Here is a 26,075-nt window from a genome sequence, read left to right on the forward strand (position 1 = left end):
TTTCTGTTCCAGCCAGGCGGTGTAGTTGCCTTTCCAGGGAATGCCCTTGCCGCGGTCGAGTTCCAGGATCCATTCGGCCACGTTTTCCAGGAAGTAACGGTCGTGGGTCACGGCCACTACGGTGCCGGTGTAGCGCGCCAGGAACTGCTCCAGCCACTCCACCGATTCGGCGTCCAGGTGGTTGGTCGGTTCGTCGAGCAGCAGCATGTCGGGCTTGGAGAGCAGCAGGCGGCACAGCGCCACGCGGCGTTTTTCACCGCCGGAGAGTTTGCCGCAGATGGCGTCCCAGGCCGGAATGCGCAGGGCGTCGGCGGCGATTTCCAGCTGCTGTTCCAGGGTGTCGGCATCGCCGCTGGCCAGAATGGCTTCCAAGCGCTGCTGTTTGGCGGCCAGTTTGTCGAAATCGGCGTCTTCCTCGGCATAGGCGGCGTACACGGCGTCGAGTTCGGCCTGGGCATGCAGCAGTTCGCCCACGCCTTCTTCCACGGCCTGGCGCACGGTGTGTTCGGGGTTCAGGCGCGGTTCCTGCTCCAGGTAGCCGACCTTGATGCCGGGCTGCGGGCGGGCCTCGCCGGTGAAATCGGTGTCCACGCCGGCCATGATGCGCAGCACGGTGGATTTACCGGCGCCGTTCAGGCCGAGCAGGCCGATCTTGGCGCCCGGGAAGAAACTGAGCGAGATGTCTTTGATGATTTCGCGCTTCGGCGGCACGGTCTTGGAGACGCCGATCATGGTGTAAATGTATTGCATGGGGATTCCTGGGCCAAGCCCGATATCTTGCGGTGAATTGCCGCCAATTATCCCTTATTCAGGGGTTTTCCGCCAGTTTCGGCTAGCCCTCGGGGCGCGTGCAAGCTACAATTTAAGCCTCCCCCCGACCCCGAGGCTTCCCCCATGTTCGCCCGCAGCCAGACCATTGCCCAGTACGACGCTGAACTCTCCAAAGCCATCGCCGACGAGCGCCAGCGCCAGGAAGACCACGTCGAGCTGATCGCGTCGGAGAACTACACCAGCCCGCGTGTGCTGGAAGCCCAGGGCTCGGTACTGACCAACAAGTACGCCGAGGGCTATCCGGGCAAGCGTTACTACGGCGGCTGTGAATTCGTCGACGTGGCCGAAGCTTTGGCCATCGAGCGCGCCAAGCAGCTGTTCGGTGCCGACTACGCCAACGTGCAGCCGCACTCGGGCTCCTCGGCCAACATCGCGGTGTACATGGCCCTGTTGAATCCGGGCGATACCGTGCTGGGCATGAGCCTGGCCCACGGCGGCCATTTGACCCACGGCGCGAAAGTGAACTTCTCCGGCAAGATCTACAACGCCGTGCAGTACGGCGTGGATGAAAACGGCCTGATCGATTACGACGAAGTGCAGCGTCTGGCCACCGAACACCAACCGAAAATGCTGATTGGCGGCTTCTCGGCCTATTCGCAGATCGTCGATTGGGCGCGTTTGGCGGAGATTGCCAAATCGGTCGGCGCCTACTTCTTCGTGGACATGGCGCACGTGGCCGGCCTGGTCGCCGCCGGTGTGTATCCGAATCCGGTGCCGCATGCCGATGTGGTGACCTCGACCACCCACAAAACCCTGCGCGGACCGCGCGGCGGCATCATCTTGGCCCGCGCCAACGAAGAGATCGAAAAGAAACTGCAGTCGCTGGTGTTCCCCGGCACCCAGGGCGGCCCGCTGATGCACGTGATCGCCGGCAAGGCGGTGGCGTTCAAGGAAGCGCTGGAACCGGAATTCAAGGACTACCAGGTGCAAGTGGTGAAGAATGCCCAGGCCATGGCCAAAGCCATCATGGCGCGCGGCTACAAGATCGTGTCCGGCGGCACCGAAAACCACCTGATGCTGATTGACATGATCGGCCGCGACATCACCGGCAAAGACGCCGAAGCCGCGCTGGGCAAAGCGCACATCACCGTGAACAAGAACTCGGTGCCGAACGATCCGCGCTCGCCCTTCGTGACCTCCGGTCTGCGCATCGGCACCCCGGCGCTGACCACCCGCGGCTACAAAGAGCCGGATTGCGTGGCCTTGGCCAACTGGATCTGCGATGTGCTCGACGACCACACCAACGAGGCGGTGCTGGACGGCGTGCGCGAGAATGTGACCAAACAGTGCCGGATGTTCCCGGTTTACGGCTAAGCACTTCTGCGTGAAACTCATCGCCCGCAAGCTCGAGTCCGGCGGTAAATACGATCGCCTGAGTGTTGTGCGCGATGACGGCAGCGAAACCGGCTGCGAGATGCCACGCCAGGGCGTGCTGCCGCATGATCTGGTGCATGCCGTGGTGGAAAGCCGGCTGCATTTGAAGGAAGGGTTTCTTGGCTTGGTGGCCAAAGGCGCCGACATCGCTTTCGCCGAAAAGAACTTTCGGGACTACATCGACCCGGTCCGTCATTTCGAAGTGGCGCAGGCCGAATCGGTGGTGGAAGGCCTGCAGACCCAGCTCTGGCAGGGCGTGTTCGATTTCAGCGCGTTCATCGCCGGGGTGGAGGGCGCCTGCGCCATGCGCGGCGTGGCCGTACCAACGATTTCCGAAGCCGACGGGCAGGCCATGTTCGACACTGCCCTGCGCCTGAACGGAGATTGGCGGCAAGTGCCGGTCAAAGGCGAGTTCGTCCTGCAGTTCCCCTTGGCCGAGACCGCCTGATGCATTGCCCGTTCTGCCAGCACGATGACACCCGCGTGATCGACACCCGCGTGGTGGAAGAGGGCATGGCCATCCGCCGCCGGCGCGAATGTGCCGAATGCGGCGAGCGTTTCAACACCTACGAATCGGCCGATCTGAAAATGCCGACTCTGGTGAAGAGCAACGGCCGGCGCGAAGCCTTCGAGGAACGCAAGCTGCGCACCAGCTTCGAGCGTGCGGTGCAGAAGCGGCCGGTCACCGGCGAGCAGATCGACGCCGCCGTGCATGCCATCATGCACCGCCTGCTGAAACACACCGACCGCGAAATCGCCTCGCGCCAGCTCGGCATCCTGGTGATGGACGAGCTGAAGAAAATCGATCACGTGGCCTATGTGCGTTTCGCGTCGGTGTACCGGAAATTCCAGGATATCGAGGAATTTCGCGAGGAAATCGCCCGCCTGGAACGCGACATGCCCGGACTTGCGGCGGAACAGCTGCCGCTGCTCGACGATCCGAAGAAGCCATGAATCTGGGCATCGCGCGCTGGAGCGGCCAACCCGGAGTGGCCGAAACCCTGGCGGCCTGGCATGTGCGCGAGTGGGCCGACCTCTTTCCCGGATGGAATGAGGCCGGTGCCCGGGCGGAGTTCAGCGCCCAGTTGGCGCACCCCGGCCTGCCGGCCACCTGGCTGGCGTATGACGATGCGGTGTTGATCGGTTCGATCAGCGCGCTGCTGGAAGACTCCCCGGACATGGCCGATGTGCCCGGGCCGTGGCTGGCCAGTTTCTACATCGTGCCCGAAGCGCGCGGCAAGGGCGTGGCCCAGGCCCTGATGACTGCCGCCGCGCAAGCGGTCGCGGCCCTGGGCTATACGCGCTGGTTTCTGTTCACCGAGAACCACGAAGATTATTACGCCGCTGCCGGATGGCTGTTGCATGAGCGAGCCGGCCTGTTCATGCGCCTCCCGCCCTGCTGCGGTAAAATGAGCCTCCGCCCCGCTGATTGGACTCCAATGAAACCTGCCCGTACCGACGGCATCGACCCCGCCGCCCGCTCGCGTTCCCGGCGCCGCGCCCTGCAGGCCGTGTACGCCTGGCAGCTGTCGCAGACCCCGGTCGAGACCGTACTGGAGCAGTTCAGCCACGAGCAGGACATGGAAGTGGCCGATCTGCCCTACTTCGAGGCACTGGTCCGCGGCGTCATCGGCGGCTACCGCGAACTCGACGCCGCCCTGGCCGATTGCCTCGACCGCCCCATGGAACAGGTCGATCCGATCGAGCGCGCGGTGCTGCGCATCGCCGCCCTCGAGCTGCGTGACCGCATCGATGTGCCCTACCGGGTCATCCTCAACGAGGCCATCGAAATCGCCAAGCGTTTCGGTTCCGATCACGGCCATACCTATGTCAATGGTGTGCTCGACCAAGCCGCCGGCATCTGGCGCCAGCCCGAGCTCAACGCCCGCCGCGGATGAGCGAGTTCGACTGGATTGCCTGGCTGAAAAACAAAGCGCAGCAATCCGGCGCCCGCGACGATGTGGTGCTCGGCATCGGGGATGATGCCGCGATTTGCAGCGTGCCAGCCGGCATGCAGTTGATTACCTGCACCGACACGCTGGTTTCCGGCGTGCATTTTCCCGAAGACACGCGTGCTGCCGACATCGGCTACAAGGCGCTTGCGGTCAACCTCAGCGACATGGCGGCGATGGGTGCGGAACCGGCCTGGATGAGTCTGGCGCTGACGGTGCCGGACATGGACTGGGACTGGCTGCAGAACTTTTCCGAAGGTCTGCTGGACTTGGCGGGGGAATACCGCGTGGCCTTGATCGGCGGCGACACTACCCGCGGTCCGTTGTCGGTGACCGTGACCGTGCAGGGCTTCGTACCGGCCGGTTCGGCCCTGCGCCGCGCGGGCGCCCGTGTCGGTGACGATGTCTGGGTCACCGGTTCGCTCGGCGATGCCGCGGCCGCCTTGCAGCAATACAAACACGGTCCGATGCAGTCGATGAAACTGCGTCATCGGCTCGACCGGCCGACGCCGCGCGTCGCCGCCGGTCTGGCCTTGCGCGGTCTGGCCAGCGCCGCCATCGACATCAGCGATGGTTTGGCACAGGACCTGGGGCATATTCTTTCGAGCAGCAGCGTCGGTGCCGAACTGGAACTCGGCCGTCTGCCGGTGTCGGCCAGTCTGCTCGATTTCCACAAAGACGATGCCGCCCGTTGGGCCCTGCAGCTGTCCGGCGGCGACGATTATGAACTGTGTTTCACCGCGCCGCCGGCCGAAGCCTTCGCCATCGAGCAGGTCATGGCGGCCGCCGGGGTCACCGCCTCGGTGATCGGGCACATCACCGCCGAACCCGGACTGCGTTGCCTGACGCCGGACGGCGAACACTTGGCGCTGGAACAGACCGGCTACCGGCATTTCGCGGAGGCCACTCATGTTCACTGATCAGCGCTTGTTCAAACATCCCTATGCCTGGATTGCACTCGGTTTCGGCAGCGGTCTGTCGAAAAAAGCACCGGGTACCGCGGGCTCGCTGCTGGCACTGCTGCTGTGGTGGGGGCTGATGGCCGAGCAGCCGGTGTGGCTGCAGCTGCTGGTGATTGCCGTCGGCTTTGAACTCGGTGTGCGCGCCAGCAACTGGATGATCGCCAAAACCGGGGTGAAAGATCCGGGCTATATCGTCTGGGATGAATTCATCGGGCAGTGGATCGCGTTGTTGTTGTTGCCGAAATCGCTTCCGGCTTATGCGCTGGCCTTCGCCCTGTTCCGTCTGTTCGATATCGTCAAACGCGGTCCGGTCGGCTGGGCCGACCGGCGCTTTTCCGGCGGCTTCGGGGTGATGATCGATGATGTGATTGCCGGGCTGTTGGCGCTGGCATCTGCCAAGACGGTATTTTATTTTATTGCAGCTCTTCCATCATTTTAAATTGCAAGGGAACGATTCAACTGTTCCTTGAATGATGCTGTAATTCGGGAGTCGGCCATGAATCGCTCTCGGAATCCGTGAATGGCAGGCCTTGCAAGGGAATAGGCGGCCTCATGTTCCGGCAGTATCAATGCCGGGGAGAGCGCTCCCGTGCTGATTTCCCCCAATGCGTTTGGTCGAAATTGCATCGGCAGCATGTCATAGGTGGGGGCAAGAGCCAGCGGCGCGCTTTGGCCTTCAATCAGGGAAATATTGCCGAAGTGCATATCGCTGTTTCGAATGGCCAAGCCAAAGACATAAAGGGACTGCAGCCGCTGGGCGTCCGATTTGCTCAACCACTGGCCGGCATGTAATCGCGTTGCGGCATCAAACCAGTTATCGCGAAGTCCGAAATAGGCATCATCAAAGGCGCCCAGGCTGAATTGCCGGCGTCGGCCATTCGCGCCAATGCGGTCATGGCGGGTGCTTTGCAAAAAGACGCGGCTATCGGCTTCGATGAGTTCTGATTTCGCTGCACCTAAACCGGATTCACGAAGCGCTTCTGCGGCCCAGTGCTCGCAACGTAACAAGTCGCGCCAGCGTTGCGCTTCGGGGCTGTCCGTGGCTGGGCTGAACTTGACAATGACATGAATGACTTCGGCATCATGTGTGCGAAGTGCCGCAGTAAATTTGGGTTGCTCGCCAGCAGCCGAAGATCCGGCATGGCCGGCCTGCAATGCATTGTCAGCGCTCGCTGCATACGCCGATTCCCGCTCATTCAATAAAACAGGCGTTATTGGCGTATTGCGATGCTGAATGAAGCGCTCGGCGGCAGTCTGGCTGATCAGTATATTGCCGGGCAAATCATCGCCATGGACGCTGAGCGCGTGCAGCAGCTGCGCACTTGTCCAACGCTCGGGATCTTCCTGTAAACCCAGGTCTTTTGCATGTCGTTTTGCGAACGAACGGCCAAGAAATCCCTGCGGGCGCACATCCTGTACAAACCACGGCAAGTCAGGAAAGTAACCGTCGCGAAAATCGCCCTGCAGGAATGGAGATTTGTCGGTGGCATCAAAAAACCAACCGGTGGAAAGTTCGGTCAGAATTCCATCCATCGCGAGTTTGCCATGCTCGTCAACACGATAAATGGATACAGGCTCCGCAATCCGCAAAGCGTAGCGGGTACGTTGGGCGCGGCCCAAACGGACGATTGAAGGCTCCGAATTCAGGCGCTGGGCCAGCGTTGGCCTGCTGATATCCAGTCGTGCCAACAACTCTGCCATGGATTGCGGGGCGCGGTTCCGCAATTCGGATCGGATGTCAAAGGTGTATGCCATGCAATTATTTTACAGATTTATTTACAGATGTAAATACAATTAATGTATAATAAATACAATAACATATGTAAAATATATTACAAATATTTTTACAGATTTAATCTGGCAGTGTTTTTCCCGGATTCAGAATCCCGTCCGGATCGAACAGGGTTTTGATGCCGCGCATCATCGCCAGGGTTTCCGGAGTGAAGGCCTGAGCCATGAACCCGCGTTTGGCCAAGCCGATGCCGTGCTCGCCCGAGAGCATGCCGCCCAGGCGAAGGACTTCCGTGAACAGTTTTTCCGCGCAGGCTTCGGCCGTCGCGGTCTGCGTGGCTTCGGCTTTGTCGTACATCACATTCACGTGTACATTGCCGTTGCCGATGTGACCGAAGCACACAATCAGCAGGCCGGCGTCGCGGCTGAGCGCTTCGACGAAACGCACCAATTCCGGCACGCGCGATACCGGCACCACCACATCCTCGTTGATCTTGCCGCTGGCCAGGCTGCGCAGCGCCGGCGACAGCGCGCGCCGTGCCGCCATCAGTTTGGCCTGCTCGTCGCTGCTGCCGGGAATGGCGATGTCGATGCAGCCCTCGCCGCCGGCATGCGTGGCCAGAATCTGCATCAGCGCGTCAAGCCGCGCCAGATCGCCGTCGCCCTCGATCATCAACAAGGCGCCGGCATCGGGCAGATCGGCACCGCCGATATCGCGTGCCAGCCGGAGGGCGGTGGCGTCCATGAATTCCAGCATCGACGGCGTTTCCGGCTGCGCCATCAGGCGCGCCACGGCTTCGGCGGCCGATTCGACATCGCGGTACAGCGCGCGCAGCATGCGGCTTGCCGCCGGCTTCGGCTGCAGTTTCAGCGTCGCTTCCACCACCAGCGCCAGGCCGCCTTCGGAACCGATCAGCAAGCGCGACAGATCGAAACCGGACGCGTTCTTGTTGGTGCGTGCCCCGAATTCCACCAGCTCGCCGGTGCCGGTCACCGCTTTCAGCGCCAGCACATTGTCGCGGGTGGCGCCATATTTCACCGCGCGCGGTCCGCCGGCATTGCAGGCGATGTTGCCGCCGATGCTGCAATACGGTGCCGAAGTCGGATCCGGCGGCCAGAACAGGCCGTGCGGCGCCAAGGCCTGCTGCAGATCGCCATTGAGCACGCCGGGTTCCACCACCGCCGTGCGGTCGCCGGGCGCAATGGCCAGAATGCGTTGCATGCGCTCGAAGCTGATCACGATGCCGCGCTCCACCGGTATGCTGGCGCCGGTGGTGTTGGTGCCGCGGCCGCGGGCGGTCAGCGGTAGTTGGTACTGGCGTGCGAGGCGCACCGCGGCTTGCACCTGTTCGATGTAAACCGGCAGCAGCACCATGGCCGGATTGGCGCGGTAGCTGGAGTTGTCGTAGCCGTAGGCCAGGCAATCGGCGGCGGCGGTGAGCACAGCCTCGTGGCCGAGGGCGGTTTCGAAGGCGGTGATGATGCTGCGGTCCATCAGAACACATCCTCGAACACGAACGCGGCCTGCAGCCAGTCGATTTTCCACGCGGCTTCGCGGCCGCTCAACAGCACGGCGTCGAAACGGCAGGGCGCCTGCGCATGATGCGGATGTTGTTTGAGCCAGCATTGCGCGGCCAGCGCGCATTTGCGCATTTTGCGGCGGTCGATGGATTGCGCCGCGCCGCCGAAGGCCTCGGATCGGCGTTGCCGGACTTCGGCGAACACCACGGTATCGCCATGCCGAAGGATCAGATCAATCTCGCCGACGCGGTAACGGGCATTGCGGGCCAGCAGCTGCAGGCCGTGGTTCTCCAGAAAGGCCAGCGCGGCGTCTTCCGCCAGTCGGCCCTGATGCTGCATCGGGCTGAGATCAGGGGCCATTCGCGGCTTGCGGCACGCCGGCACGGAATACCGACCACGGCAGCGTGCGTTCGATGCGGCCGTCCGGTTCCAGATGCAGGCTGCCGGTGGCGCCGCCGATTTCGCTGTTCGGACTGGCCAGCCAGACCGGCAGGCGCGTGGCGATCAGCCAGGCATCGGCGCCGAAGGCGTTGAGTTTCGCGCCCGGGCCGCGTGCGCTCGGCAGTTTCAGCAATTGTGAAGCACTGATGTTCATGCTGTTGCCGCGGTTGATCAGCCAGGGCATCTGCAGGAACTCGATGCCATCGAGTTGCGTATTGGTTTTCGCATCGCTGCTGTCGGTGATGTCGGTACCGGCAAACACCGGAATGCCGGCGGCGCCGTTCAGCGCCAATGCGGCGCGCGCGGGTTTGGCGGCGTCGCCGCTCATCAGCAGCAGCACCGCTTTGGCCTGTGCGGTGGCCTCGGGCAACACCGGATTGATGGCGGCGCCGTCGGCATCTTTGCCGAATACCGGTGCCGGAGCTTTCAGCAGCACGCTGCCGCCGCCCGATTGGTAGCGTTTTTCGAAGGCGGCCAGCATGCGGCTGTTGCTGTCGCTGCTTTGGCTGAATACGGCGGTCTGCAGCAGGCCTTTGGAGAGCAGGCGTTCGGCAATGAGTTCGCCTTCGCGCTCGGGGCTCAGGGAGAAATTCAGCACATGCCGATTGTTCGGCGTTTCGAGCCGGTTCAGCACCAGCACCGGAATGGTGCCGGCGATGTCGTGGATGGCAGCGACTTCGTCCTTGCCGATCGGCCCGATGATCATCTGCGCGCCGTCTTTCATCGCGCGCTCGAATGCGGCCTTGGCGCCGGCGGCGCTGCCTTGCGTGTCGTAGAAACGGATGCCGGGCTTGCTGCGCGCTTCCGCGTAGTAGGCCGACAGCAGTCCATCACGGATGGCGTTGCCAGCCACGGCCAGATTGCCCGACTGCGGCAGCAGCACGGCCAATTTTGATGGCGGGCGGTACTCGGCGACGCCCGACTCCGGAAAGGTTTTAATCAGCGTCGGATCCAACCAGTGCTGGTTTTTCGCGCGCGCCTGGGCCAGCGCCTCGGCCGGTGTCGGCGACGGAGTGTGGTCGGCGGTCGGCGGCCGGGTCGGGCCGCTGCTGCAGGCGGTCAATACACACAACACGGCAGCGGCGGTCAATGCACGCATAATCCAATTCCCTTCAGTGAAACGCTATGATGGAGGCAGTTCCAGACTGGATTTTAGCAATGTTCGAGCTGAAAAAGGGCGCTTTGTATGTGGTCGCCACGCCGATCGGCAATCTGGGCGATTTGAGTGCCCGTGCGCGTGATGTGCTGGCCGGCGCCGATCTGATCTGTGCCGAGGATACCCGGCATACCCGCCAGATGCTGAACGCCCTAGGCCTGGACCGGCCCCTGCTGGCCCTGCATGAACACAACGAATCCGAGCGGGTGGCGCAGGTGCTGGCGCAATTGCAATCGGGCAAGTCGCTGGCGCTGGTCAGCGATGCCGGCACGCCCTTGATTTCGGATCCGGGTTACCGGCTGGTGCGCGAACTGCGGGCCGCCGGTGTTACGGTATCGCCCGTTCCCGGACCGTGCGCCGCCATCGCGGCACTGTCGGTGGCCGGCCTTGCTTCCGACCGCTTCTGTTTTGAAGGTTTTCCGCCGCACAAAGCCGCGGCGCGGCGCGAGCGCTTGAATGCCCTGGCCGGCGAAACGCGCACCCTGGTGTTCTATGAAAGCGCGCACCGCATTGAAGACTGTCTGGCCGACCTGCGCGCGGCGTTCGGTGACGACCGTGAAGCGGTGCTGGCGCGCGAAATCACCAAACTTTTCGAAACGGTTCTGGATGGCACGTTGGCCTCGATCGCGGAGAAAGTCGCAGCTGATCCGAACCAGCGCAAAGGCGAATTCGTCATCATCGTTTCCGGCGCGCCGGAAAATGAAGACGCCGCCCTTCGGGAAGGACGGCGTCTGTATGCGAAGCTCAGCGAAGTGATGAAACCTTCGCAGGCCGCCAAGCTGGCGGCCGAACTCAGCGGCGCGCCGCGCAAGGCGCTGTACGGCGGCGAATGATCATTCTTTCTTGATTTTGATTTTCAGGCCTTCGACATCCGAGCTGACCAGGGTCACGTTCGAATCGCCTTCGATGATGTTCAGCTTCACCAGAACGCTTTCGTTGTCATCGGTTTCCACATTGAAGTCGCGCGGAAAGGCGCTTTGCAGGGCGCCTTTTACTTTGCGGGCCGCACTGTTTTCGCCGGTGCCTTTGCTGATCGGAATCGACACGACGACCGGTTCGGCATCGCTGTTTTTCATCACCATGCGGAACACCAGGGTGCCGTCGTTTTTGGCTTCGTGATTGAAGGTGATCCGCCATTTGTTGGAATACTTCAGGGTGCTGCGGTCGAGCGGCGGAGCGGCTTCAACGGCAGGAGTCGCTTCAACGGCCGGTGCGGGTGCAGGCGCCACGGGAGTGGCTTCCTGTGCGGCAACGAATCCAGAGGCCAGCAGCAGGCCAGAGCTGAGCAGGGTGACGATACGGCGCATAGACATTCCTTGGTTGGGGGTCAGGAGCCCATTATGACCCTGCGGGCTGCAATTGCAAACGTTCAGCCGGACTGTGCGACAATACGCACGGCGGAGTTGGCCAGACAACCGCGTCGCGCAAGCGCCGAGGAAAGTCCGGGCTCCACAGAGCAGAGTGCCAGGTAACGCCTGGGCGGCGCAAGCCGACGGCCAGTGCAACAGAAAACAAACCGCCGAACGGCCGCAAGGTGCGTGGTAAGGGTGAAATGGCGGGGTAAGAGCCCACCGCCTGCGGGGCTAACGCCGCAGGGCACGGTAAACCCCACTCGGAGCAAGGCCAAATAGGGGTGCTATGGATCGGCTCGATCCGCACCCGGGTGTGCTGCTTGAGCCCTGCGGCGACGCAGGGCCTAGAGGAATGGTTGTCCACGACAGAACCCGGCTTATCGGCCAGCTCCGCCCCTTTTCTGCCGGTCAATCGCGAGTATCTGAAGAAACCACGACCGGCTCGAAACGGCCGGTCGATCACCGCACTGCACCTGATACGCCTTGCCGCTCATACTGCTGCTGCTCGCTCCCAGGGTGATGAACGATTCGGCATCGGTTATCCGCTGTTTGTTGCGCAGATATTCGTATTTGCGATGCAGGTGCGCGCTCGCTTCTTGCGGCGTGTACCACGTGCCGTTGCGTTGGAACCGGCAGTCGGAATGTTCAAGCACGGTGAACAGGTGCTGGATTTCACGGTCGGTTTCCGCCGGCAGACCGCCGGCGTGCGCATTCACGCCGCACGCCAGCAAAAGCCAGAACAGACCGGTTTTCACCGGGCGCCGAAGGCCAGGCTCAGCTGACGGGCATCGAATCCTTCCGGCGCCGCGCCTTCGGCGGCATAACGGTACAGCACGGCGGTGTAAATCGCTTTGATCGCGCTTTTCACCACGCCGATCAGCAGCAGACCGAGCAGCAGCACGGCTCCGAGCGCGATGGCAAACGCCATGCCGGCTTTCGCGGCCAGCACCACCAGTACCGCGGATAGCGCCATGTACAGGAAGGTCACGATTCCGAAGCCGAGCCAGATGCCGGCGCTGCCGATCAGGTTCTCGCCCCAGGTTTTCTTCAGCAGGCGCGCGCTTTCGGTGATGGCGTCGATCGGACCGATTCTGCGCGTGACCAATACCGGCACCACCAGAAAGGTGCCGAGGGTCCAGGCCATGCCGGCCAAGGAACGCACCAAGGCTTCCAGTCCGCGGCGGCGGCGACCGCCGCGCAACAGCATGCCGACGGTGGCGGCGATGGCGGCATAACCGAGGATAGCGCTGATGTTGGCGTTGGCGATGGCGATGCCTTCGGCAAAGGTCGGATCGCCGCCTTCCAGGCGCTTGAGCGCGGCGCCGACCAGCGCGGCGTTGAAATAGAAAATCACCAGGTATTGGCTGAAATAAAACGCGAAGGCGACCAGCATGCCGAACAGGCCGAAGCCGTGTGAAAACGCCTGGGTGAAAAACAGCGGCAGGGCGAAGGTGGCCAGCACCAGCAATGCGGAAAAGCCCGAGAGGATCGGGAACAGCATCAGTTCCTTGTCCTCGCGAAGTACCGCGAAACAGGCTTTCAGTAAATCCCAACTGCGTTCAAAACGCTCCATGCGCTTCCTCCGATGGTGAGCATTCAGTGTCGCAGATTTTGCCAAAGCCGCATCTGCCGGAAGTCACCGATGAAAATTTCCGGATTTTTGCGCAGGGCCGGATAGGCCGGGCGGGAAATCAGGCCGGGGACGATCCTGTGGATAAGTCCGTGGAAAAGAACAGCACCGAATGCTGATTTATTAAAATTCAACATAAACAAAGCCCATTCTTTGATTCTTAAAGCGTTTTATTAAGTTGGCGCAAGCCTTTGATTCGGCTTGTGAAATTTTCATGAAAAGTGCTTGACTTTGCCTTTTTGGAATACTAATGTGGGAGAACGAGGGAAATTCTGGAAATTAGTGGGAATTTGTGGATATGTTTCAAGGTGAAACCGCCATCAGCATCGACGACAAGGGGCGTTTGGCCATCCCGACGGCCTTCCGCGATCTGGTTGCGGGCGCCTGCGGCAACCGCCTGGTGCTGACCTACAACCCCTACGAAGCCGGCTGTCTGTGGCTGTACCCGGAATCGGTCTGGCAAACCGTGCGTGACCAGGTCAACGCCCTGCCCAATGCCAAGAAAGTCCATCGCAATCTGCAGCTCAAGCTGGTCGGCGCCGCCACCGTGCTCGAGCCCGACAACAGCGGCCGCGTGCTGCTGCCCGGCAGCCACCGCAATGCCGCCGGCATCGAAAAACGCGCCGTGCTGCTCGGCATGGGCAGCAAACTCGAACTCTGGAGCGAACAGGCCCACCTGGCGCAGATCCGCCACACCATCGTCGAGGATGACATCAGCGACGCCATGCTGGATCTGAGGATTTAAGCCATGGCGAACGGGACCTCTGTGCCGATGCAGACTCCCCGCCACCTTCCCGTGATGTGGAAAGAGGTTATGGACGGCCTGCACGTAAAACCCGATGGACGCTACCTTGACGGCACCTTCGGCCGTGGCGGCCATGCCCGCGGGCTGCTCGAAGCGCTCGGTCCGGACGGCCACCTGCTGCTGATGGACAAGGATCCGGAAGCCATTGCCCATGCCCGCGAACATTTCGCCGGCGACGCCCGCGTTGCCCTGTATCACGGTTCGTTCGCCGAAATGGCCGGCTGGCCGGAAGCCCAATGCGGTCTGGACGGCGTGCTGTTCGATCTGGGCGTGTCTTCGCCGCAGCTGGATGTGGCCGAACGCGGTTTCAGTTTCCGTCAGGACGGTCCGCTCGACATGCGCATGGACACCACGCGCGGCCAAAGCGCCGCCGACTGGCTGGCGCAGGCCTCCGAAAAGGACATCGCCGAAGTGCTCTGGCTGTACGGCGAAGAAAAAGCCAGCCGGAAAATCGCCCGGGTGCTGGTTGCCAAGCGCGCCGAAACCCCGTTTACCCGCACCGCGCAGCTGGCCGAATGCATCGCCGGCGTGGTCGGCCGCTTCGATGCCAAGATCCATCCGGCCACACGCAGCTTCCAGGCCATCCGCATCTTCATCAACCGCGAACTGGATGACCTGCAGACCGGGCTGCAGGCCGCGCATGATCTGCTCAAGCCCGGCGGCCGTCTGGCGGTGATCAGTTTCCATTCGCTCGAAGACCGCATCGTCAAGCAGTTCATCGCCCGCCATGCCAAGGCGCCGGCCGGCAACCGCCGCATGCCGGAAGCACCGGCGTTCCGGGCCAGCCTGAAGGATGTCGGCGGCGCCGCCAAAGCCGAAGCGGCCGAAGTCGCCGCCAATCCGCGTGCGCGCAGCGCCGTGCTGCGCGTGGCCGAAAAGGCGGGTGCGCCGTGAGTCCGCGCCTGATGACCCTGATGGCCCTGCTCGTTGCGGTGCTGTGCAGTGCGATATCGGTCGTGTATTCGCGGCATTCGCACCGGCAGTCCTACATCGATCTGAGCCGTCTGCAGAAACAGCGCGACGAATTCAACGTCCAGTTCCGCCGGCTGCAGACCGAACAGGCCACCGTGTCGGAAACCAACCGCATCGTCGGCATCGCCACCGAAAAACTCGGCATGCATTTTCCGCTCGACAATGAAACCACGGTGGTGCAGCCATGAGGCCGGCATCGCGCGCCAGCCAGCCACGGGCCCGCCTGGTGATGATCGTCGGCGTACTGTTGCTGTGCGGCGGTGTGGTGGTGGCGCGCGCCGCCTACATGCAGCTGTGGGCCGAGGATAAACTGCAGGCCGCCGGCAACGAGCGCTTCCTGCGCGAAGTGACCATCGCCACCACGCGCGGCATGATCACCGACCGCAACGGCGAACCGCTGGCGGTGTCCAGTCCGGTCGAGTCGGTCTGGGTCAACCCCAAGGAATTGATGGCTGATGGCAAACGCGTGCCGGAACTGGCCAAAGCGCTGGAGATTCCGCTGGAAACGCTGACCCGCAAGCTGGCGCAGAAGAAAGACAAGCAGTTCATGTATCTGCGCCGGCACATGAATCCGGATGATGCCAAAGCAGTGGTCGATCTCGGCATCAGCGGCGTCTACAGCAGCCGCGAATTCCGCCGCTTCTATCCGCACCGCGAGGTCATGGCGCAGCTGATCGGCACCACCAATCTCGATGAACACGGCGTGGAAGGTCTGGAGAAGGTCTTCGACGAGTGGCTGACCGGCACCCCGGGCAAACAGAAAATCATCCGCGACCGTCGCGGCCGCGTGGTCGAAAACGTGGACCTGATCCGGCCGGCCGAGAACGGCAAGGACCTGGTGCTGTCGATCGACCGCCGCATCCAGTATCTGGCCTACAGCGAATTGAAGAAGGGCGTGCTCGATACCCGTGCCAAAGCCGGTACCGCAGTGGTGCTCGACGTGCGCACCGGGGAAGTGCTGGCCATGGTCAGCTATCCATCCTACAACCCGAATGCCCGCAGCGGCGTTCGCCCCGAAACCCGCCGCAACAAGGCGGTGACCGATGTATTGGAGCCGGGCTCGACCATGAAGCCGCTGACCGTGGCGGCCGCGCTGGAAGCCGGCAAGATCACCCCGGAAACGATCTTCAATACCAATCCGGGCTGGATTCCGAACGGCAAATACCGCACCACCGATACCCATAATTACGGCGTGCTCGATACCACTGGGGTCATCCGCAAGAGTTCCAATGTCGGTGCCGCGATGATCGTGCACCGCTTGACTAGCCAGGATTTCTACGACTTCATGCGCCGCTTCGGTTACGGCGCCACCACCGGCAGCGGCTTCCCGGGCGAGAGCCCCGGCTTCCTGCCGCCGCCGCCGCTGTGGAGCGGAACCTCCAAGCAGACCATGTCTTACGGTTACGGTCTGAGCGTGACGCCGCTGCAGCTGGCGCACGCCTATGCCGCGCTCGGCAATGACGGCCGCGCCATCACCCCGACCTTCGTCAAGGGCGGCAAAGGCGAAAGCAAGCAGGTCCTCGATCCCAAAGTCGCGCATGAAATCGTGAAGATGATGCAGACCGTGACCGAACCCGGCGGAACCGCGACCCAGGCGGCAGTGCGCGGCTATCACGTCGCCGGAAAAACCGGAACCGCGCGCATGGCCGATGGCGGCGGTTACTCCCGCCGTTACAACGCGTTTTTCGCCGGCATGGTGCCGGTCGATAACCCCCGGTTCTCGATGGTGGTGGTGCTGCAGGATCCCGATCCGAGTCTGGGCTATACCGGCGGCGTGGTTTCGGCGCCGGTGTTCAAGAATGTGATGGAAGGTTCGCTGCGCCTGCTCGATGTGCCGCCCGACAATATCGAACAGTGGTATGCCGAACGTGCACCGACAGTGCCGCCGGCAAGCGCAACGCCGGTAACGGCTCTGGCCGCCCCGCCACCGGACGCGGAGCTGCGGCAATGAGCCGGCAGATGCGCTTGCATGAATTGGCCGATGGCCTTTTTGACGTTTCCGGACAGGACGATCGTGTGCTGACCGGCATGACCGCCGATTCGCGCGCCCTGCAGCCGGGCGATGCTTTCATCGCGGTGCAGGGTCTGACTACGCACGGCCTGTCGTATCTGCGTGCCGAGCAGGCCGCCAAGGCGGCGGTGGTGCTTTATGAAACACCGGTTCCGGGAAGCGCATTCATCCCGGACAATGCCGTGCCGGTGCCGGCCCTGAAAACCCTGCAGGCACAGATTGCCAGCCGGTTCTTCGGCGCCCCGTCGCAGGCGATGACCATGGTCGGGGTGACCGGCACCAATGGCAAGACCTCGACCGTGCAATTGATCGCGCAGGCCTTCACGCTGCAAGGCCGCACAGCCGGTACCATCGGAACGCTCGGCACCGGGCTCTACGGCCGGCTGCAGTCCGGCGAACGCACCACGCCCGATGTCATCGCCGTGCACCGCGCCCTGGCGACGATGCGCGATGACGGCGCGCAGGCGGTGGCGATGGAAGTGTCCTCGCACGCCCTGGATCAGGGGCGTGTGGATGCGGTCGCCTTCGATACCGCCGTATTCAGCAATCTGACACTGGACCATCTGGACTACCACGGCAGCATGCAGGCCTACTTCGAAGCCAAGGCGAAGCTGTTCGCCTGGCCCGGACTGCGTCATGCGGTCATCAACATCGATGACGCGCACGGCCGCCAGCTGGCGGAAAATCTGCCGCACGGACTGCAATGCCTCCGGACCTCTTCGCAGGGCAGGGAGGCCGATCTGCGAGCCGAAGCGCTGGTGCTCGGCTTGGACGGCATGCACTTCATGCTGGTTCACGGCGCCGAACGGGCTACCGTGGCATCGCCGCTTCTGGGCCGTTTCAATGCCGATAACCTGTTGGCCGTTGCCGGCGTTCTGCTCGCCGACGGCATGGGTCTGGGCGATGTCGCCGCCCTGCTCGGACGCCTGAGTCCGGTCGACGGCCGCATGAGCCGCTTGGGCGGCTTGCACGGCAAACCGCTGGTGGTGGTCGATTATGCCCATACCCCTGATGCGCTTGAGCAGGCGCTGAAAACCCTGCGTGCGCACAGCCAGGCCCGCTTGATCTGCGTGTTCGGCTGCGGCGGCGACCGCGATCGCAGCAAGCGCCCGCTGATGGCCGCCAGCGCCGAGCAATGGGCCGATGCGGTCTGGGTCACCGATGACAATCCGCGCAGCGAATCCGGCGACGCCATCGTTGCCGAAATCCGCGCCGGCTTTGACAAGGCCGAGGCCGTCCGGATCCAGCGCGACCGTCGTGCCGCCATTGCCGAAGCCATCGCCGCCGCAGGTCCGCAGGATATCGTGCTGATCGCCGGCAAAGGCCATGAAACCTATCAGGAAGTGGACGGCGTCAAGGCGCCGTTCGACGACCGCGCCATCGCCGCCGAATTCCTGCAGGAGGCGGCATGAGAACGGTCATGCTCTCGCAGCTTGCGCTATGGTGCGAAGGGCGCCTGCTCGGCGACGATGTGTCGATCTCGCGCATCAGCACCGATAGCCGCGATGATCTGCGCGGGGCCTTGTTCGTGGCCCTGAAGGGCGAACGTTTCGATGCCCATGAATTCGTCAATCAGGCCAAAGCCAATGGTGCTGCGGCGCTGCTGACGCACCGACCGGTGGATTCCGATCTGCCGACCGTCCTGTGCGCCGATACCGAAGAAGCGCTCGGCGAAATGGCCGGCGGTTTCGCCACCAGCCGTCCTGCGGTGGTGCTGGCGTTGACCGGCAGCAACGGCAAGACCTCGGTGAAGACCCTGCTGCATGCCATCCTTCAGGAAGCCGGCAAAGCCTACGTCAATCCCGGCAACCGCAACAACGAAATCGGACTGCCGCTGGCGGTCATCGATGCGCCGGAAGACGCGCAGTTCGCCATCTATGAAATGGGTGCCGGCAAGCCGGGCGACATCGCCTACCTGACCAGCATCGTCACGCCCAACATCGCGCTGGTCAACAACATCGCACCGGCGCATATCGAGCGCATGGGCTCGCTGCTCGGCATCGCCGAAACCAAAGGCGCGATTTACGAGGCCCTGCCCGATGACGGTCTGGCCGTGGTCAATGTCGACGACGCGTTCTGCCCGTATTTCCTCGAGCGCATTGCCGGGCGCGGCGTACTGCGCTTCGGTCTGGAGAACAACGCCGATGTCACTGCGTCAGGCATTGCCTTGACCGCCGAGGGCTCGCGCTTCGAGTTGATTACTCCGGCCGGCCGTGCCGGTATCGATCTGCAGATGCCAGGCCGGCACAATATTCTCAATGCCCTGGCCGCTACCGCCATGGCCTTGGCCGCCGGCGCTCCGCTCGAGGCCATCGCCGCCGGACTGCAATCAGCCCGTCCGGTCGCCGGACGTCAGGACGGCAAGCTGCTGGGCAACGGTGCGGTGCTCATCGATGACAGCTACAACGCCAATCCCGGTTCGGTGCTTGCCGGCATCGCTTCACTGGCGGCGGCCTGCGCGCTTGACGGCAAACAGTCGGTTCTGGTGCTCGGAGATATGGCCGAACTGGGCGGCACCGCGGCGGACCTGCATGCGCAGATCGGCGCTGCGGCGAAAAGCCAGAACATTACCCGATTGATGACCTGCGGCGTGCTCAGTGCCGCCGCAAGCGATGCTTTCGGATCCGGTGCCCGGCATTTCGCCGACCGCCCGGCGCTGATCGCCGCGCTGAATGACAGCCTGCAGGGCAACCAGCGGCTGCTGGTCAAAGGTTCGCGCTCGAGCCGGATGGATGAGGTCGTGAGCGCGCTGTTGCATACCCACGGAACCCAGGAGAAACCGGATGCTGCTTGAATTGGCACGTTGGCTGCAGGAATTCGCCCGGCTGTTCGCCCTGTTCGATTACATCACCATGCGCGCCATTCTCGGCGCCCTGACCGCGCTGGCGCTCTCGCTCTGGCTCGGCCCGGCAGTGATCGAGCGGCTGTCGCGGCTGAAAGGCGGCCAGCCGATCCGCACTGACGGCCCCCAGTCGCATTTCTCCAAGGCCGGCACGCCGACCATGGGCGGCGCCCTGATTCTGATGACCATCAGCCTGTCGACCCTGCTCTGGGCCGACCTGCGCAACCGTTATGTCTGGATCGTGCTCGCGGTGCTGGTGAGTTTCGGCCTGATCGGCTGGCTGGACGATTGGATCAAGATCGTGCGCCGCGATCCGAACGGCCTGAAATCGCGCCATAAATATGCGCTGCAGTCGCTGTTCGGTGCGATTGCGGCCGTGGTGCTGTTTTATACCGCCGATGCGCCCTCGAACACCACCTTGTATCTGCCGCTGTTGAAAGATGTCGCCATCCCGCTCGGCGCCCTGTTCATGGTGGTCGCTTATTTCTGGATCGTCGGTTTTTCCAATGCGGTCAATCTGACCGACGGTCTCGACGGTCTGGCCATCATGCCGACCGTGCTGGTCGCCGGCGGGCTCGGCATCTTCGCTTATGCCTCCGGCAACGCCGTGTTCTCGGGCTACCTGCAGATTCCGGCCGTTCCCGGTGCCGGCGAGCTGGCCATCGTGTGCGCCGCCATCGCCGGCGCGGGCCTGGGCTTTCTCTGGTTCAACACCTTTCCGGCCATGGTGTTCATGGGCGACATCGGCGCGCTGGCGCTCGGCGCCGCGCTCGGCACCATTGCCGTGATCGTGCGCCAGGAACTGATTCTGGTGATCATGGGCGGCATCTTCGTGATCGAAACGCTGTCGGTGATGATCCAGGTCGCGTCCTTCAAGCTGACCGGCAAGCGCGTGTTCCGCATGGCGCCGATCCACCATCATTTCGAACTCAAAGGCTGGCCCGAACCGCGCGTGATCGTGCGCTTCTGGATCATCTCGGTCATTCTCGTTCTGGTCGCGCTGGCGACCCTGAAGGTGCGCTGATGGCGATTCCGCAGGCCACCAAATACAATGAACTGGGCGGCCATGTCGATGTCTGGATGCTGTGCGCGATCACCGCGCTGATCGGCCTGGGCATCGTGATGGTGGCGTCGAGCTCGATGTCGTATGCGGTGATGACCGGGCAGGGCGCGTTCTATTATTTCAACCGCCATCTGATGTTCCTCGCCGTCGGTCTGGGTCTGGCGGCCGTGGCGCTGCGTACCGAAATCAAGCAGATCGAGAAATACGGTTACCTGTTCCTGTTGCTGTGTTTTCTGGCCCTGCTCAGTGTCTGGATTCCGGGCCTCGGCAAGTCGGTCAACGGCGCACGGCGCTGGGTGCATCTGGGGCCGCTCGGTTTCCAGGCGGTGGAAGCCGTGAAACTGATGTTCATCGTCTGGCTGTCGAGTTATCTGGTGCGCTACCGCGACCAGATTCCGGTCAGCCTGAAAGCCCTGCTGAAACCGATCGGCATCGCCTGCATCCTGGTGGCGCTGCTGCTGATCCAGCCGGACTTCGGTTCTTCGGCGCTGCTGCTGGCCATCACCCTGTGCATGGTCTGGCTGGGCGGTGCCAACCAGAAACACATCATCGGGCCGGCCATTCTGATCGGCATCGCCATGGCGTTCATCGCCTGGCTGGAGCCCTACCGGGTAAAGCGCTTGACCACCTTCCTCGACCCCTGGGCCGATCAGTTCGACTCCGGATTCCAGCTGGTGCAGGCCTTCATTGCCATCGGCCGCGGCGGTCTGACCGGTGTCGGTCTGGGCGGCAGCGTGCTGAAGCTCGATTATCTGCCGGAAGCCCATACCGACTTCATTTTCTCGGTATTTGCCGAGGAATTCGGCTTCATCGGCATCTGTGCGCTGGTGGCTCTGTTCGGCATTCTGACCTGGCGCGCATTCCGCACCGCCCTGGGTTGTCTGGAATTGAACCGTCCTTTCGCCGCCTACTGCGCATTCGGGCTCGGTCTGTGGATCAGCATCCAGGCCACGGTGTCGATCGGCGTCAATCTCGGCGTATTGCCGACCAAAGGCCTGACCCTGCCGTTGATTTCCTCCGGTGGTTCCAGTCTGATGATGACCTGCGCCGCCATGGGTCTGCTGTTGCGCATCAGTTATGAACTCGATCGCGCCCGTCGCCAGCGCGGTGAACGCAGCGAACCGGTTCGGGTGGATGCTTCGGGCTTCAGTCATGTCGCGCCCGCGGGCATGAATGCCGCGCAGCAGGCAGCCCGACTGGGCGGCCGTAGCCGCATCGAACCGACGGCAGGAGCTTCGGTATGAGTGCGAAGTCGCCCGTGATGATCATGGCCGGAGGCACCGGGGGTCATATTTTCCCCGGTCTGGCCGTGGCCGAAGCGCTGCGCGTGCGCGGCATCCCGGTGCTCTGGCTCGGTTCCGAGGGCGGCATGGAAACCCGTTTGGTTCCTGCGCACGGCATTGCCATTGAAACCCTGGCGATCAAGGGTCTGCGCGGTAAAAACCTGCGCAGTCTGTTGGCGGCGCCATGGCGCGTGTTCACCGCCGTGCGCAAGGCCGCGGCCTTGATTCGCCGGCACAAACCGGCGGCGGTGGTCAGCTTCGGCGGTTATACCGCCGGCCCGGGCGGTCTGGCCGCCTGGTTGCAGGGCCGGCCCTTGCTGGTGCATGAACAGAACCGTGCGCCGGGGCTGACCAACCGGTTATTGGCACGGATTGCCGATCAGGTGATGACCGGCTTTCCCGACAGCTTTCCGGGCATTGCCAATCAGGTGGTCGGCAATCCGGTCCGTCCGGAAATCAGCGCACTGCCAACGCCGGCTGAGCGCTTCGCCGGCCGCGAAGGCGCACTGCGCGTGCTGATTCTCGGCGGCAGCCAAGGCGCCCGTGCCATCAATGAAACCCTGCCGGGCGTATTCGCCGGTTTGCAGTCCGCGCACCGCTTCGCCATCCGTCACCAGTGCGGCGAAAAAATGCTGGAGCAGGCACGTGCCGCGTATGCGGCAGCTGGTGTCGATGCCGACATCGAGCCCTTCATCACCGACATGGCGCAGGCCTACGCTTGGGCCGATGTGGTCATCGGCCGCGCCGGCGCATTGACCGTGGCCGAAATCTGCGCGGCCGGCGTGGCCGGACTCCTGATTCCGCTGCCGACCGCGGTGGATGACCATCAGGCCCGCAATGCCGAATACCTCCAGCAGCAGGGCGGCGGCCAGTGGTTCCGCCAGGATGAATTGCTGGCGAAAAACATCACGCATGCGCTGGCCATGCTGGCGGCCGATCCCCGGCGCCGTCTGGTCATGGCCGAAGCCGCGCGTGCCGCGGCTTATCCGCAGGCGGCCAACGATGTTGCGGATTTGATTGTTCGGGAGATGGCGGCATGAAGCGGCGTTTAATGAAAGACGGTGATCTGGCCCGCGCCTTTCCGCGCGTGCATTTCATCGGCATCGGCGGCTCGGGCATGAGCGGCATCGCCGAAGTGATGGTCACGCTTGGCTATCAGGTCAGCGGTTCCGATCAAAGCGAGAGCCGTGCGACAAAACGCCTGCAGGACATGGGCGCGACCGTGTACAAAGGCCACGCCGCCGAACAGATCGAGGGTGCCGATGTGGTGGTGGTTTCCAGCGCCATCAAGTCCGACAACCCCGAGCACCGCGCCGCCCGCGAGAAACGCATTCCGATCGTTCCGCGCGCCGAAATGCTGGCCGAATTGATGCGCTTCAAGCGCGGCATCGCCATCGCCGGCACGCACGGCAAGACCACCACCACTTCGCTGACCGCCAGCGTGCTGCGCGAAGGCGGCATGGATCCGACCTTCGTCATCGGTGGCCAGCTGCTTTCTGCGGGTGCCAATGCCCAGCTCGGTTCCGGGCAATGGCTGGTGGCCGAAGCCGATGAAAGCGACGGCAGTTTCCTGCGCCTCAATCCGCTGGTGGCCGTGGTCACCAACATCGAAGCCGACCATCTGGAAAACTACGGCGGCGATTTCAACCGCGTGAAGCAGGCCTTCTCGGAATTCCTGCACCGGCTGCCATTCTATGGATTGGCCGTGCTGTGCATCGAGGACGATGAAGTGCGCGCCCTGGCCGATGAAATGCCGCGGCATTGCCTGACCTACGGCTTCCGCGAAGCGGCCGAAGTGCGCGCCACCGAGGTCCGCCAGATCGGCGGCCAGATGCACTTCACGCTGCATCTGCCCGATGGCGTGAACCAGGCCGTGGCCTTGAACATGCCGGGCAAACACAACGTGCTCAATGCCCTGGCCGCCGCCGCCATCGCCTGGCAGCTCGGTGTGGCGCCGGAAGCCATTGCCAAAGCCTTGAGCGAATTCCAGGGTGTCGGCCGCCGTTTCAACATCAAAGGCGAGCTGGCCCTCAAACAGGGCAGCGCCCTGCTGGTCGATGATTACGGCCACCATCCGAGCGAGCTGGCGGCGGTGTTCGCGGCCGCCCGCGGCGGCTGGCCGGACAAACGTCTGGTGGTGGCTTTCCAGCCGCACCGCTATTCACGCACCCGCGATCTGTTCGATGAATTCACCGCCGTGCTTTCCGAAGCCGATGCGGTGGTGCTGACCGAGGTCTATGCCGCCGGCGAAGCGCCGATCCTCGGTGCCGACGCCAAGTCCCTGGCACGCGCCATCCGTGCCCGCGGCCGACTCGATCCGGTGGTGGCCGGTCCGGCCAAAGCGCTGCCGCAGATCCTGGGCGACGTGTTGCAGGACGGCGATCTGCTGTTGGTGATGGGCGCCGGCGACATCGGCGCGGTAGCGAATGAATTGGCCGCAAGCGGCCTGCAGTTGGAGCACAAAGCATGAAGACCGTACACGACCCCAAACGTTTCGGCCGGGTGGCCGTACTGATGGGCGGCAGCAGTTCCGAGCGCGAGGTTTCGCTGGATTCCGGCAGTAACGTGTTGGCCGCGCTGCAGGGCCAGGGCATCGATGCCTTCGCGGTCGACGGCATTCCGGCACTGGTCACGCTGCTGGTCGACAGGAAAGTCGACCGGGTATTCAACATTCTGCACGGCAACAAGGGCGGCGGCGAAGACGGCGTCCTGCAGGGGCTGCTGGAGGCCTTCGGCGTGCCGTTTACCGGCTCCGATGTGCTCGGCTCCTCATTGAGCATGGACAAAATCCGTACCAAACAGATCTGGCTGTCGCTGGGTCTGTCGACTCCGCGTTATGCGCGTCTGGCGCCCGGCGCCGATGTCGCCGCCGCGGCCCGCGATCTCGGGTTGCCGGTCATCGTCAAGCCGTCCTGCGAAGGCTCCAGCGTCGGCGTCAGCCGGGTGTTCGCCGAAGCCGATCTGGCCGCCGCGGTCGATCTGGCCAAACGCTATCCGGGCGAACTGCTGATGGAGCAGATGATCGTCGGTCAGGAATATACCGTGGCCATACTCGGCGAGCGCGTCCTGCCTTCGATCCGCATCGTGCCGGCCGGCGAGTACTACGACTATCACGCGAAATACGTGGCCGAGGATACCCAGTATCTGTGCCCCGGACTCGAGGGCGCGGATGAACTGGCCATCGGTGCGCTGGCGCTGGCCGCATTCCGCGCTGCCGGCTGCAGCGGCTGGGGCCGCGTCGATGTCATGCGCGATGCCGATGGCCGTTTCTATCTGCTGGAAGTCAACACCGCGCCCGGCATGACCTCGCACTCGCTGGTGCCGAAAGCGGCGCAGCAGATCGGCATCGATTTCGAAACCCTGTGCTGGCTGGTTCTCGAATCCAGTCTGGGAGACGCGCGCTGATGCCGACCTTCCGCCGCCTGCTGCTCGGACTGCTGGTGCTGGCCATTCTGGCCACGCCGGTGGTGGCCGTGCTCAACGGCTGGGTCGGCGGCCAACACTGGCCGATGAAGCGTCTGCAGGTCAGCGCGCCGTTCGCGTTCGTCAGCCAGGAACAGGTCCGCATCGCGGCGGCGCCATATCTCAAGCAGGGCTTTTTCGCCGTCGACCTGAATGCCATCAATGCCCGACTGCAGGCCCTGCATTGGGTCGAGCGGGTCGAAGTCCGCAAACAGTGGCCGGATACGCTGATCGTGCAGATCCATGAATACCGCCCGCTGGCGGTCTGGAACGGCAAACAGATGCTGGCCGAACAGGGTTCGGTATTCACCATGCCGAAGACCAGGCTGCCCAAACTGCCGGCATTCAACGGCCATCCGCTGCAGGCGCAGGACATGGTCGCGTTCTATGCCAAGGCGCAGCCGCTGTTCCAGTCGGTCGGCCTGGGCATCGCCGAACTCAGCATCAGCGAGCGCAACGCCTGGCGCGTGGTGCTGTCCGACGGACTGGTGCTCGATATCGGCCGCAATGATGCCGATGGCCGCCTTGCGCGCTTCGTCGCGCTGCTGCCGAAAATCAAACGGGAAGAGCCGCGCCGCCTGGTGCATGCCGACCTGCGCTACACCAACGGATTCGCGTTGACCTGGCGGGCGGTGCCCGCGCCGGCGCCGGCCGAACCGATAACGAACCCACAGGAACCCGCCTGAC

The 26,075-nt window shown here is 63.3% G+C and carries 27 protein-coding genes, 1 other RNA gene and 2 pseudogenes; 21 read left to right on the top strand and 9 right to left on the bottom strand.

The features are described 5' to 3' along the window. The coding region (locus Q0W88_RS02870) for an ATP-binding cassette domain-containing protein (protein ID WP_297799811.1) at positions 1 to 750 on the bottom strand (750 nt) is incomplete at its 3' end. A gap of 144 nt (positions 751 to 894) precedes the next feature. Between Q0W88_RS02870 and glyA the strand changes: the two genes are divergently transcribed. From glyA to Q0W88_RS02905, 7 genes and pseudogenes are all read left to right on the top strand, one after another. Then, positions 895 to 2,145 (top strand): serine hydroxymethyltransferase, encoded by a 1,251-nt coding sequence (glyA, locus tag Q0W88_RS02875; protein ID WP_297799813.1) that lies wholly within the window; start codon positions 895 to 897, stop codon positions 2,143 to 2,145. 10 nt (positions 2,146 to 2,155) lie between these two features. Continuing rightward, positions 2,156 to 2,653, top strand: a complete 498-nt coding sequence (locus Q0W88_RS02880; protein WP_297799815.1) for a hypothetical protein — start codon at positions 2,156 to 2,158, stop codon at positions 2,651 to 2,653. Then, entirely contained in the window at positions 2,653 to 3,159 is a 507-nt protein-coding gene (gene nrdR, locus Q0W88_RS02885; RefSeq protein ID WP_297799818.1) for a transcriptional regulator NrdR, read from the top strand. The genes Q0W88_RS02880 and nrdR overlap by 1 nt, the downstream gene beginning before the upstream one ends. Continuing rightward, a pseudogene (locus tag Q0W88_RS02890) lies at positions 3,156 to 3,545 on the top strand (GNAT family N-acetyltransferase); the annotation flags it as partial. The gene nrdR and the pseudogene Q0W88_RS02890, both read left to right, overlap by 4 nt. Positions 3,546 to 3,614: 69 nt before the next feature. Beyond that, positions 3,615 to 4,103, top strand: a complete 489-nt coding sequence (nusB, locus tag Q0W88_RS02895; RefSeq protein WP_297799891.1) for a transcription antitermination factor NusB — start codon at positions 3,615 to 3,617, stop codon at positions 4,101 to 4,103. Then, positions 4,100 to 5,077 carry a thiamine-phosphate kinase gene (thiL, locus tag Q0W88_RS02900; RefSeq protein WP_297799819.1) on the top strand — a complete coding sequence of 326 codons (978 nt, stop codon included), beginning with the start codon at positions 4,100 to 4,102 and terminating at the stop codon, positions 5,075 to 5,077. Before nusB ends, thiL begins: the two co-directional genes overlap by 4 nt. After that, positions 5,067 to 5,558: a phosphatidylglycerophosphatase A gene (locus Q0W88_RS02905; RefSeq protein ID WP_297799822.1), complete on the top strand. Its 492-nt coding sequence runs from the start codon at positions 5,067 to 5,069 to the stop codon at positions 5,556 to 5,558. Before thiL ends, Q0W88_RS02905 begins: the two co-directional genes overlap by 11 nt. Here the strand turns inward: Q0W88_RS02905 and yjjJ are convergent. The 4 genes from yjjJ to Q0W88_RS02925 form a co-directional block, all read right to left on the bottom strand. Next, complete coding sequence (gene yjjJ / locus Q0W88_RS02910) at positions 5,555 to 6,874, bottom strand: type II toxin-antitoxin system HipA family toxin YjjJ (protein ID WP_297799824.1); 1,320 nt, start codon at positions 6,872 to 6,874, stop codon at positions 5,555 to 5,557. The two genes, Q0W88_RS02905 and yjjJ, sit on opposite strands and share 4 nt — an antisense overlap. A gap of 97 nt (positions 6,875 to 6,971) precedes the next feature. Beyond that, the gene (locus tag Q0W88_RS02915; protein WP_297799827.1) at positions 6,972 to 8,345 is read right to left on the bottom strand and encodes an FAD-linked oxidase C-terminal domain-containing protein; all 1,374 of its coding nucleotides are present in this window, start codon (positions 8,343 to 8,345) and stop codon (positions 6,972 to 6,974) included. Next, positions 8,345 to 8,731: a YraN family protein gene (locus Q0W88_RS02920; RefSeq protein ID WP_297799829.1), complete on the bottom strand. Its 387-nt coding sequence runs from the start codon at positions 8,729 to 8,731 to the stop codon at positions 8,345 to 8,347. Before Q0W88_RS02920 ends, Q0W88_RS02915 begins: the two co-directional genes overlap by 1 nt. Beyond that, the gene (locus Q0W88_RS02925) at positions 8,721 to 9,911 is read right to left on the bottom strand and encodes a penicillin-binding protein activator (RefSeq protein WP_297799830.1); all 1,191 of its coding nucleotides are present in this window, start codon (positions 9,909 to 9,911) and stop codon (positions 8,721 to 8,723) included. Before Q0W88_RS02925 ends, Q0W88_RS02920 begins: the two co-directional genes overlap by 11 nt. Before the next feature lie 59 nt (positions 9,912 to 9,970). Here Q0W88_RS02925 and rsmI point away from each other — a divergent pair, with 59 nt between their 5' ends. Next, entirely contained in the window at positions 9,971 to 10,801 is an 831-nt protein-coding gene (gene rsmI, locus Q0W88_RS02930) for a 16S rRNA (cytidine(1402)-2'-O)-methyltransferase (protein WP_297799832.1), read from the top strand. Here the strand turns inward: rsmI and Q0W88_RS02935 are convergent, their stop codons facing one another. After that, a complete protein-coding gene (locus Q0W88_RS02935; RefSeq protein WP_297799834.1) occupies positions 10,802 to 11,275 on the bottom strand; it encodes a hypothetical protein in 474 nt (157 codons plus the stop codon). It abuts the gene before it with no gap. 92 nt (positions 11,276 to 11,367) lie between these two features. Between Q0W88_RS02935 and rnpB the strand changes: the two genes are divergently transcribed. Then, positions 11,368 to 11,716: RNase P RNA component class A (rnpB, locus tag Q0W88_RS02940), an RNA gene on the top strand. A 32-nt stretch (positions 11,717 to 11,748) separates the two neighbouring features. On the opposite strand, the pseudogene Q0W88_RS02945 reads toward rnpB, so the two are convergent. From Q0W88_RS02945 to Q0W88_RS02955, 3 genes and pseudogenes are all read right to left on the bottom strand, one after another. After that, a pseudogene (locus tag Q0W88_RS02945) lies at positions 11,749 to 12,075 on the bottom strand (DUF5329 domain-containing protein); the annotation flags it as partial. Then, positions 12,072 to 12,893 carry a DUF6159 family protein gene (locus tag Q0W88_RS02950; protein ID WP_297799836.1) on the bottom strand — a complete coding sequence of 274 codons (822 nt, stop codon included), beginning with the start codon at positions 12,891 to 12,893 and terminating at the stop codon, positions 12,072 to 12,074. The pseudogene Q0W88_RS02945 and the gene Q0W88_RS02950, both read right to left, overlap by 4 nt. A gap of 23 nt (positions 12,894 to 12,916) precedes the next feature. Then, positions 12,917 to 13,087 (bottom strand): hypothetical protein, encoded by a 171-nt coding sequence (locus Q0W88_RS02955; RefSeq protein WP_297799838.1) that lies wholly within the window; start codon positions 13,085 to 13,087, stop codon positions 12,917 to 12,919. A gap of 161 nt (positions 13,088 to 13,248) precedes the next feature. Here Q0W88_RS02955 and mraZ point away from each other — a divergent pair, with 161 nt between their 5' ends. The 12 genes from mraZ to Q0W88_RS03015 are packed head-to-tail and all read left to right on the top strand — an operon-like array spanning position 13,249 to position 26,074. Then, positions 13,249 to 13,695: a division/cell wall cluster transcriptional repressor MraZ gene (gene mraZ, locus Q0W88_RS02960; protein WP_297799841.1), complete on the top strand. Its 447-nt coding sequence runs from the start codon at positions 13,249 to 13,251 to the stop codon at positions 13,693 to 13,695. A gap of 3 nt (positions 13,696 to 13,698) precedes the next feature. Beyond that, the gene (gene rsmH / locus Q0W88_RS02965; protein ID WP_297799843.1) at positions 13,699 to 14,649 is read left to right on the top strand and encodes a 16S rRNA (cytosine(1402)-N(4))-methyltransferase RsmH; all 951 of its coding nucleotides are present in this window, start codon (positions 13,699 to 13,701) and stop codon (positions 14,647 to 14,649) included. An 11-nt stretch (positions 14,650 to 14,660) separates the two neighbouring features. Then, positions 14,661 to 14,915, top strand: a complete 255-nt coding sequence (gene ftsL, locus Q0W88_RS02970) for a cell division protein FtsL (protein WP_343212525.1) — start codon at positions 14,661 to 14,663, stop codon at positions 14,913 to 14,915. Further along, the gene (locus tag Q0W88_RS02975; protein WP_297799848.1) at positions 14,912 to 16,678 is read left to right on the top strand and encodes a penicillin-binding protein 2; all 1,767 of its coding nucleotides are present in this window, start codon (positions 14,912 to 14,914) and stop codon (positions 16,676 to 16,678) included. Before ftsL ends, Q0W88_RS02975 begins: the two co-directional genes overlap by 4 nt. Next, the gene (locus tag Q0W88_RS02980) at positions 16,675 to 18,150 is read left to right on the top strand and encodes a UDP-N-acetylmuramoyl-L-alanyl-D-glutamate--2,6-diaminopimelate ligase (RefSeq protein ID WP_297799850.1); all 1,476 of its coding nucleotides are present in this window, start codon (positions 16,675 to 16,677) and stop codon (positions 18,148 to 18,150) included. The genes Q0W88_RS02975 and Q0W88_RS02980 overlap by 4 nt, the downstream gene beginning before the upstream one ends. Continuing rightward, a complete protein-coding gene (gene murF / locus Q0W88_RS02985; RefSeq protein ID WP_297799852.1) occupies positions 18,147 to 19,532 on the top strand; it encodes a UDP-N-acetylmuramoyl-tripeptide--D-alanyl-D-alanine ligase in 1,386 nt (461 codons plus the stop codon). Before Q0W88_RS02980 ends, murF begins: the two co-directional genes overlap by 4 nt. Continuing rightward, complete coding sequence (mraY, locus tag Q0W88_RS02990) at positions 19,522 to 20,604, top strand: phospho-N-acetylmuramoyl-pentapeptide-transferase (protein WP_297799853.1); 1,083 nt, start codon at positions 19,522 to 19,524, stop codon at positions 20,602 to 20,604. The genes murF and mraY overlap by 11 nt, the downstream gene beginning before the upstream one ends. Continuing rightward, positions 20,604 to 21,887: a putative lipid II flippase FtsW gene (gene ftsW / locus Q0W88_RS02995; RefSeq protein WP_297799854.1), complete on the top strand. Its 1,284-nt coding sequence runs from the start codon at positions 20,604 to 20,606 to the stop codon at positions 21,885 to 21,887. Before mraY ends, ftsW begins: the two co-directional genes overlap by 1 nt. Further along, positions 21,884 to 22,966, top strand: a complete 1,083-nt coding sequence (gene murG, locus Q0W88_RS03000; RefSeq protein WP_297799856.1) for an undecaprenyldiphospho-muramoylpentapeptide beta-N-acetylglucosaminyltransferase — start codon at positions 21,884 to 21,886, stop codon at positions 22,964 to 22,966. Before ftsW ends, murG begins: the two co-directional genes overlap by 4 nt. Further along, positions 22,963 to 24,396 carry a UDP-N-acetylmuramate--L-alanine ligase gene (murC, locus tag Q0W88_RS03005; RefSeq protein ID WP_297799857.1) on the top strand — a complete coding sequence of 478 codons (1,434 nt, stop codon included), beginning with the start codon at positions 22,963 to 22,965 and terminating at the stop codon, positions 24,394 to 24,396. Before murG ends, murC begins: the two co-directional genes overlap by 4 nt. Then, a complete protein-coding gene (locus Q0W88_RS03010; RefSeq protein ID WP_297799858.1) occupies positions 24,393 to 25,331 on the top strand; it encodes a D-alanine--D-alanine ligase in 939 nt (312 codons plus the stop codon). The genes murC and Q0W88_RS03010 overlap by 4 nt, the downstream gene beginning before the upstream one ends. Beyond that, a complete protein-coding gene (locus Q0W88_RS03015) occupies positions 25,331 to 26,074 on the top strand; it encodes a cell division protein FtsQ/DivIB (RefSeq protein ID WP_297799860.1) in 744 nt (247 codons plus the stop codon). Before Q0W88_RS03010 ends, Q0W88_RS03015 begins: the two co-directional genes overlap by 1 nt. The last annotated feature ends 1 nt before the right edge of the window (position 26,075 follow it).

The organism is Arenimonas sp. GDDSR-1 (genome assembly GCF_025980345.1).
Lineage (GTDB): Bacteria > Pseudomonadota > Gammaproteobacteria > Xanthomonadales > Xanthomonadaceae > Arenimonas.

Excerpts from the sequence above, each read along its gene's own strand:
- glyA (WP_297799813.1), top strand. The coding sequence starts at position 895 with ATGTTCGCCCGCAGCCAGACCATTGCCCAGTACGACGCTGAACTCTCC.
- nrdR (WP_297799818.1), top strand. The coding sequence starts at position 2,653 with ATGCATTGCCCGTTCTGCCAGCACGATGACACCCGCGTGATCGACACC.
- nusB (WP_297799891.1), top strand. The coding sequence starts at position 3,615 with ATGAGCCTCCGCCCCGCTGATTGGACTCCAATGAAACCTGCCCGTACC.
- thiL (WP_297799819.1), top strand. The coding sequence starts at position 4,100 with ATGAGCGAGTTCGACTGGATTGCCTGGCTGAAAAACAAAGCGCAGCAA.
- Q0W88_RS02905 (WP_297799822.1), top strand. The coding sequence starts at position 5,067 with ATGTTCACTGATCAGCGCTTGTTCAAACATCCCTATGCCTGGATTGCA.
- yjjJ (WP_297799824.1), bottom strand. The coding sequence starts at position 6,874 with ATGGCATACACCTTTGACATCCGATCCGAATTGCGGAACCGCGCCCCG.
- Q0W88_RS02915 (WP_297799827.1), bottom strand. The coding sequence starts at position 8,345 with ATGGACCGCAGCATCATCACCGCCTTCGAAACCGCCCTCGGCCACGAG.
- Q0W88_RS02920 (WP_297799829.1), bottom strand. The coding sequence starts at position 8,731 with ATGGCCCCTGATCTCAGCCCGATGCAGCATCAGGGCCGACTGGCGGAA.
- Q0W88_RS02925 (WP_297799830.1), bottom strand. The coding sequence starts at position 9,911 with ATGCGTGCATTGACCGCCGCTGCCGTGTTGTGTGTATTGACCGCCTGC.
- rsmI (WP_297799832.1), top strand. The coding sequence starts at position 9,971 with ATGTTCGAGCTGAAAAAGGGCGCTTTGTATGTGGTCGCCACGCCGATC.
- Q0W88_RS02935 (WP_297799834.1), bottom strand. The coding sequence starts at position 11,275 with ATGCGCCGTATCGTCACCCTGCTCAGCTCTGGCCTGCTGCTGGCCTCT.
- Q0W88_RS02950 (WP_297799836.1), bottom strand. The coding sequence starts at position 12,893 with ATGGAGCGTTTTGAACGCAGTTGGGATTTACTGAAAGCCTGTTTCGCG.
- Q0W88_RS02955 (WP_297799838.1), bottom strand. The coding sequence starts at position 13,087 with ATGTTGAATTTTAATAAATCAGCATTCGGTGCTGTTCTTTTCCACGGA.
- mraZ (WP_297799841.1), top strand. The coding sequence starts at position 13,249 with ATGTTTCAAGGTGAAACCGCCATCAGCATCGACGACAAGGGGCGTTTG.
- rsmH (WP_297799843.1), top strand. The coding sequence starts at position 13,699 with ATGGCGAACGGGACCTCTGTGCCGATGCAGACTCCCCGCCACCTTCCC.
- ftsL (WP_343212525.1), top strand. The coding sequence starts at position 14,661 with ATGACCCTGATGGCCCTGCTCGTTGCGGTGCTGTGCAGTGCGATATCG.
- Q0W88_RS02975 (WP_297799848.1), top strand. The coding sequence starts at position 14,912 with ATGAGGCCGGCATCGCGCGCCAGCCAGCCACGGGCCCGCCTGGTGATG.
- Q0W88_RS02980 (WP_297799850.1), top strand. The coding sequence starts at position 16,675 with ATGAGCCGGCAGATGCGCTTGCATGAATTGGCCGATGGCCTTTTTGAC.
- murF (WP_297799852.1), top strand. The coding sequence starts at position 18,147 with ATGAGAACGGTCATGCTCTCGCAGCTTGCGCTATGGTGCGAAGGGCGC.
- mraY (WP_297799853.1), top strand. The coding sequence starts at position 19,522 with ATGCTGCTTGAATTGGCACGTTGGCTGCAGGAATTCGCCCGGCTGTTC.
- ftsW (WP_297799854.1), top strand. The coding sequence starts at position 20,604 with ATGGCGATTCCGCAGGCCACCAAATACAATGAACTGGGCGGCCATGTC.
- murG (WP_297799856.1), top strand. The coding sequence starts at position 21,884 with ATGAGTGCGAAGTCGCCCGTGATGATCATGGCCGGAGGCACCGGGGGT.
- murC (WP_297799857.1), top strand. The coding sequence starts at position 22,963 with ATGAAGCGGCGTTTAATGAAAGACGGTGATCTGGCCCGCGCCTTTCCG.
- Q0W88_RS03010 (WP_297799858.1), top strand. The coding sequence starts at position 24,393 with ATGAAGACCGTACACGACCCCAAACGTTTCGGCCGGGTGGCCGTACTG.
- Q0W88_RS03015 (WP_297799860.1), top strand. The coding sequence starts at position 25,331 with ATGCCGACCTTCCGCCGCCTGCTGCTCGGACTGCTGGTGCTGGCCATT.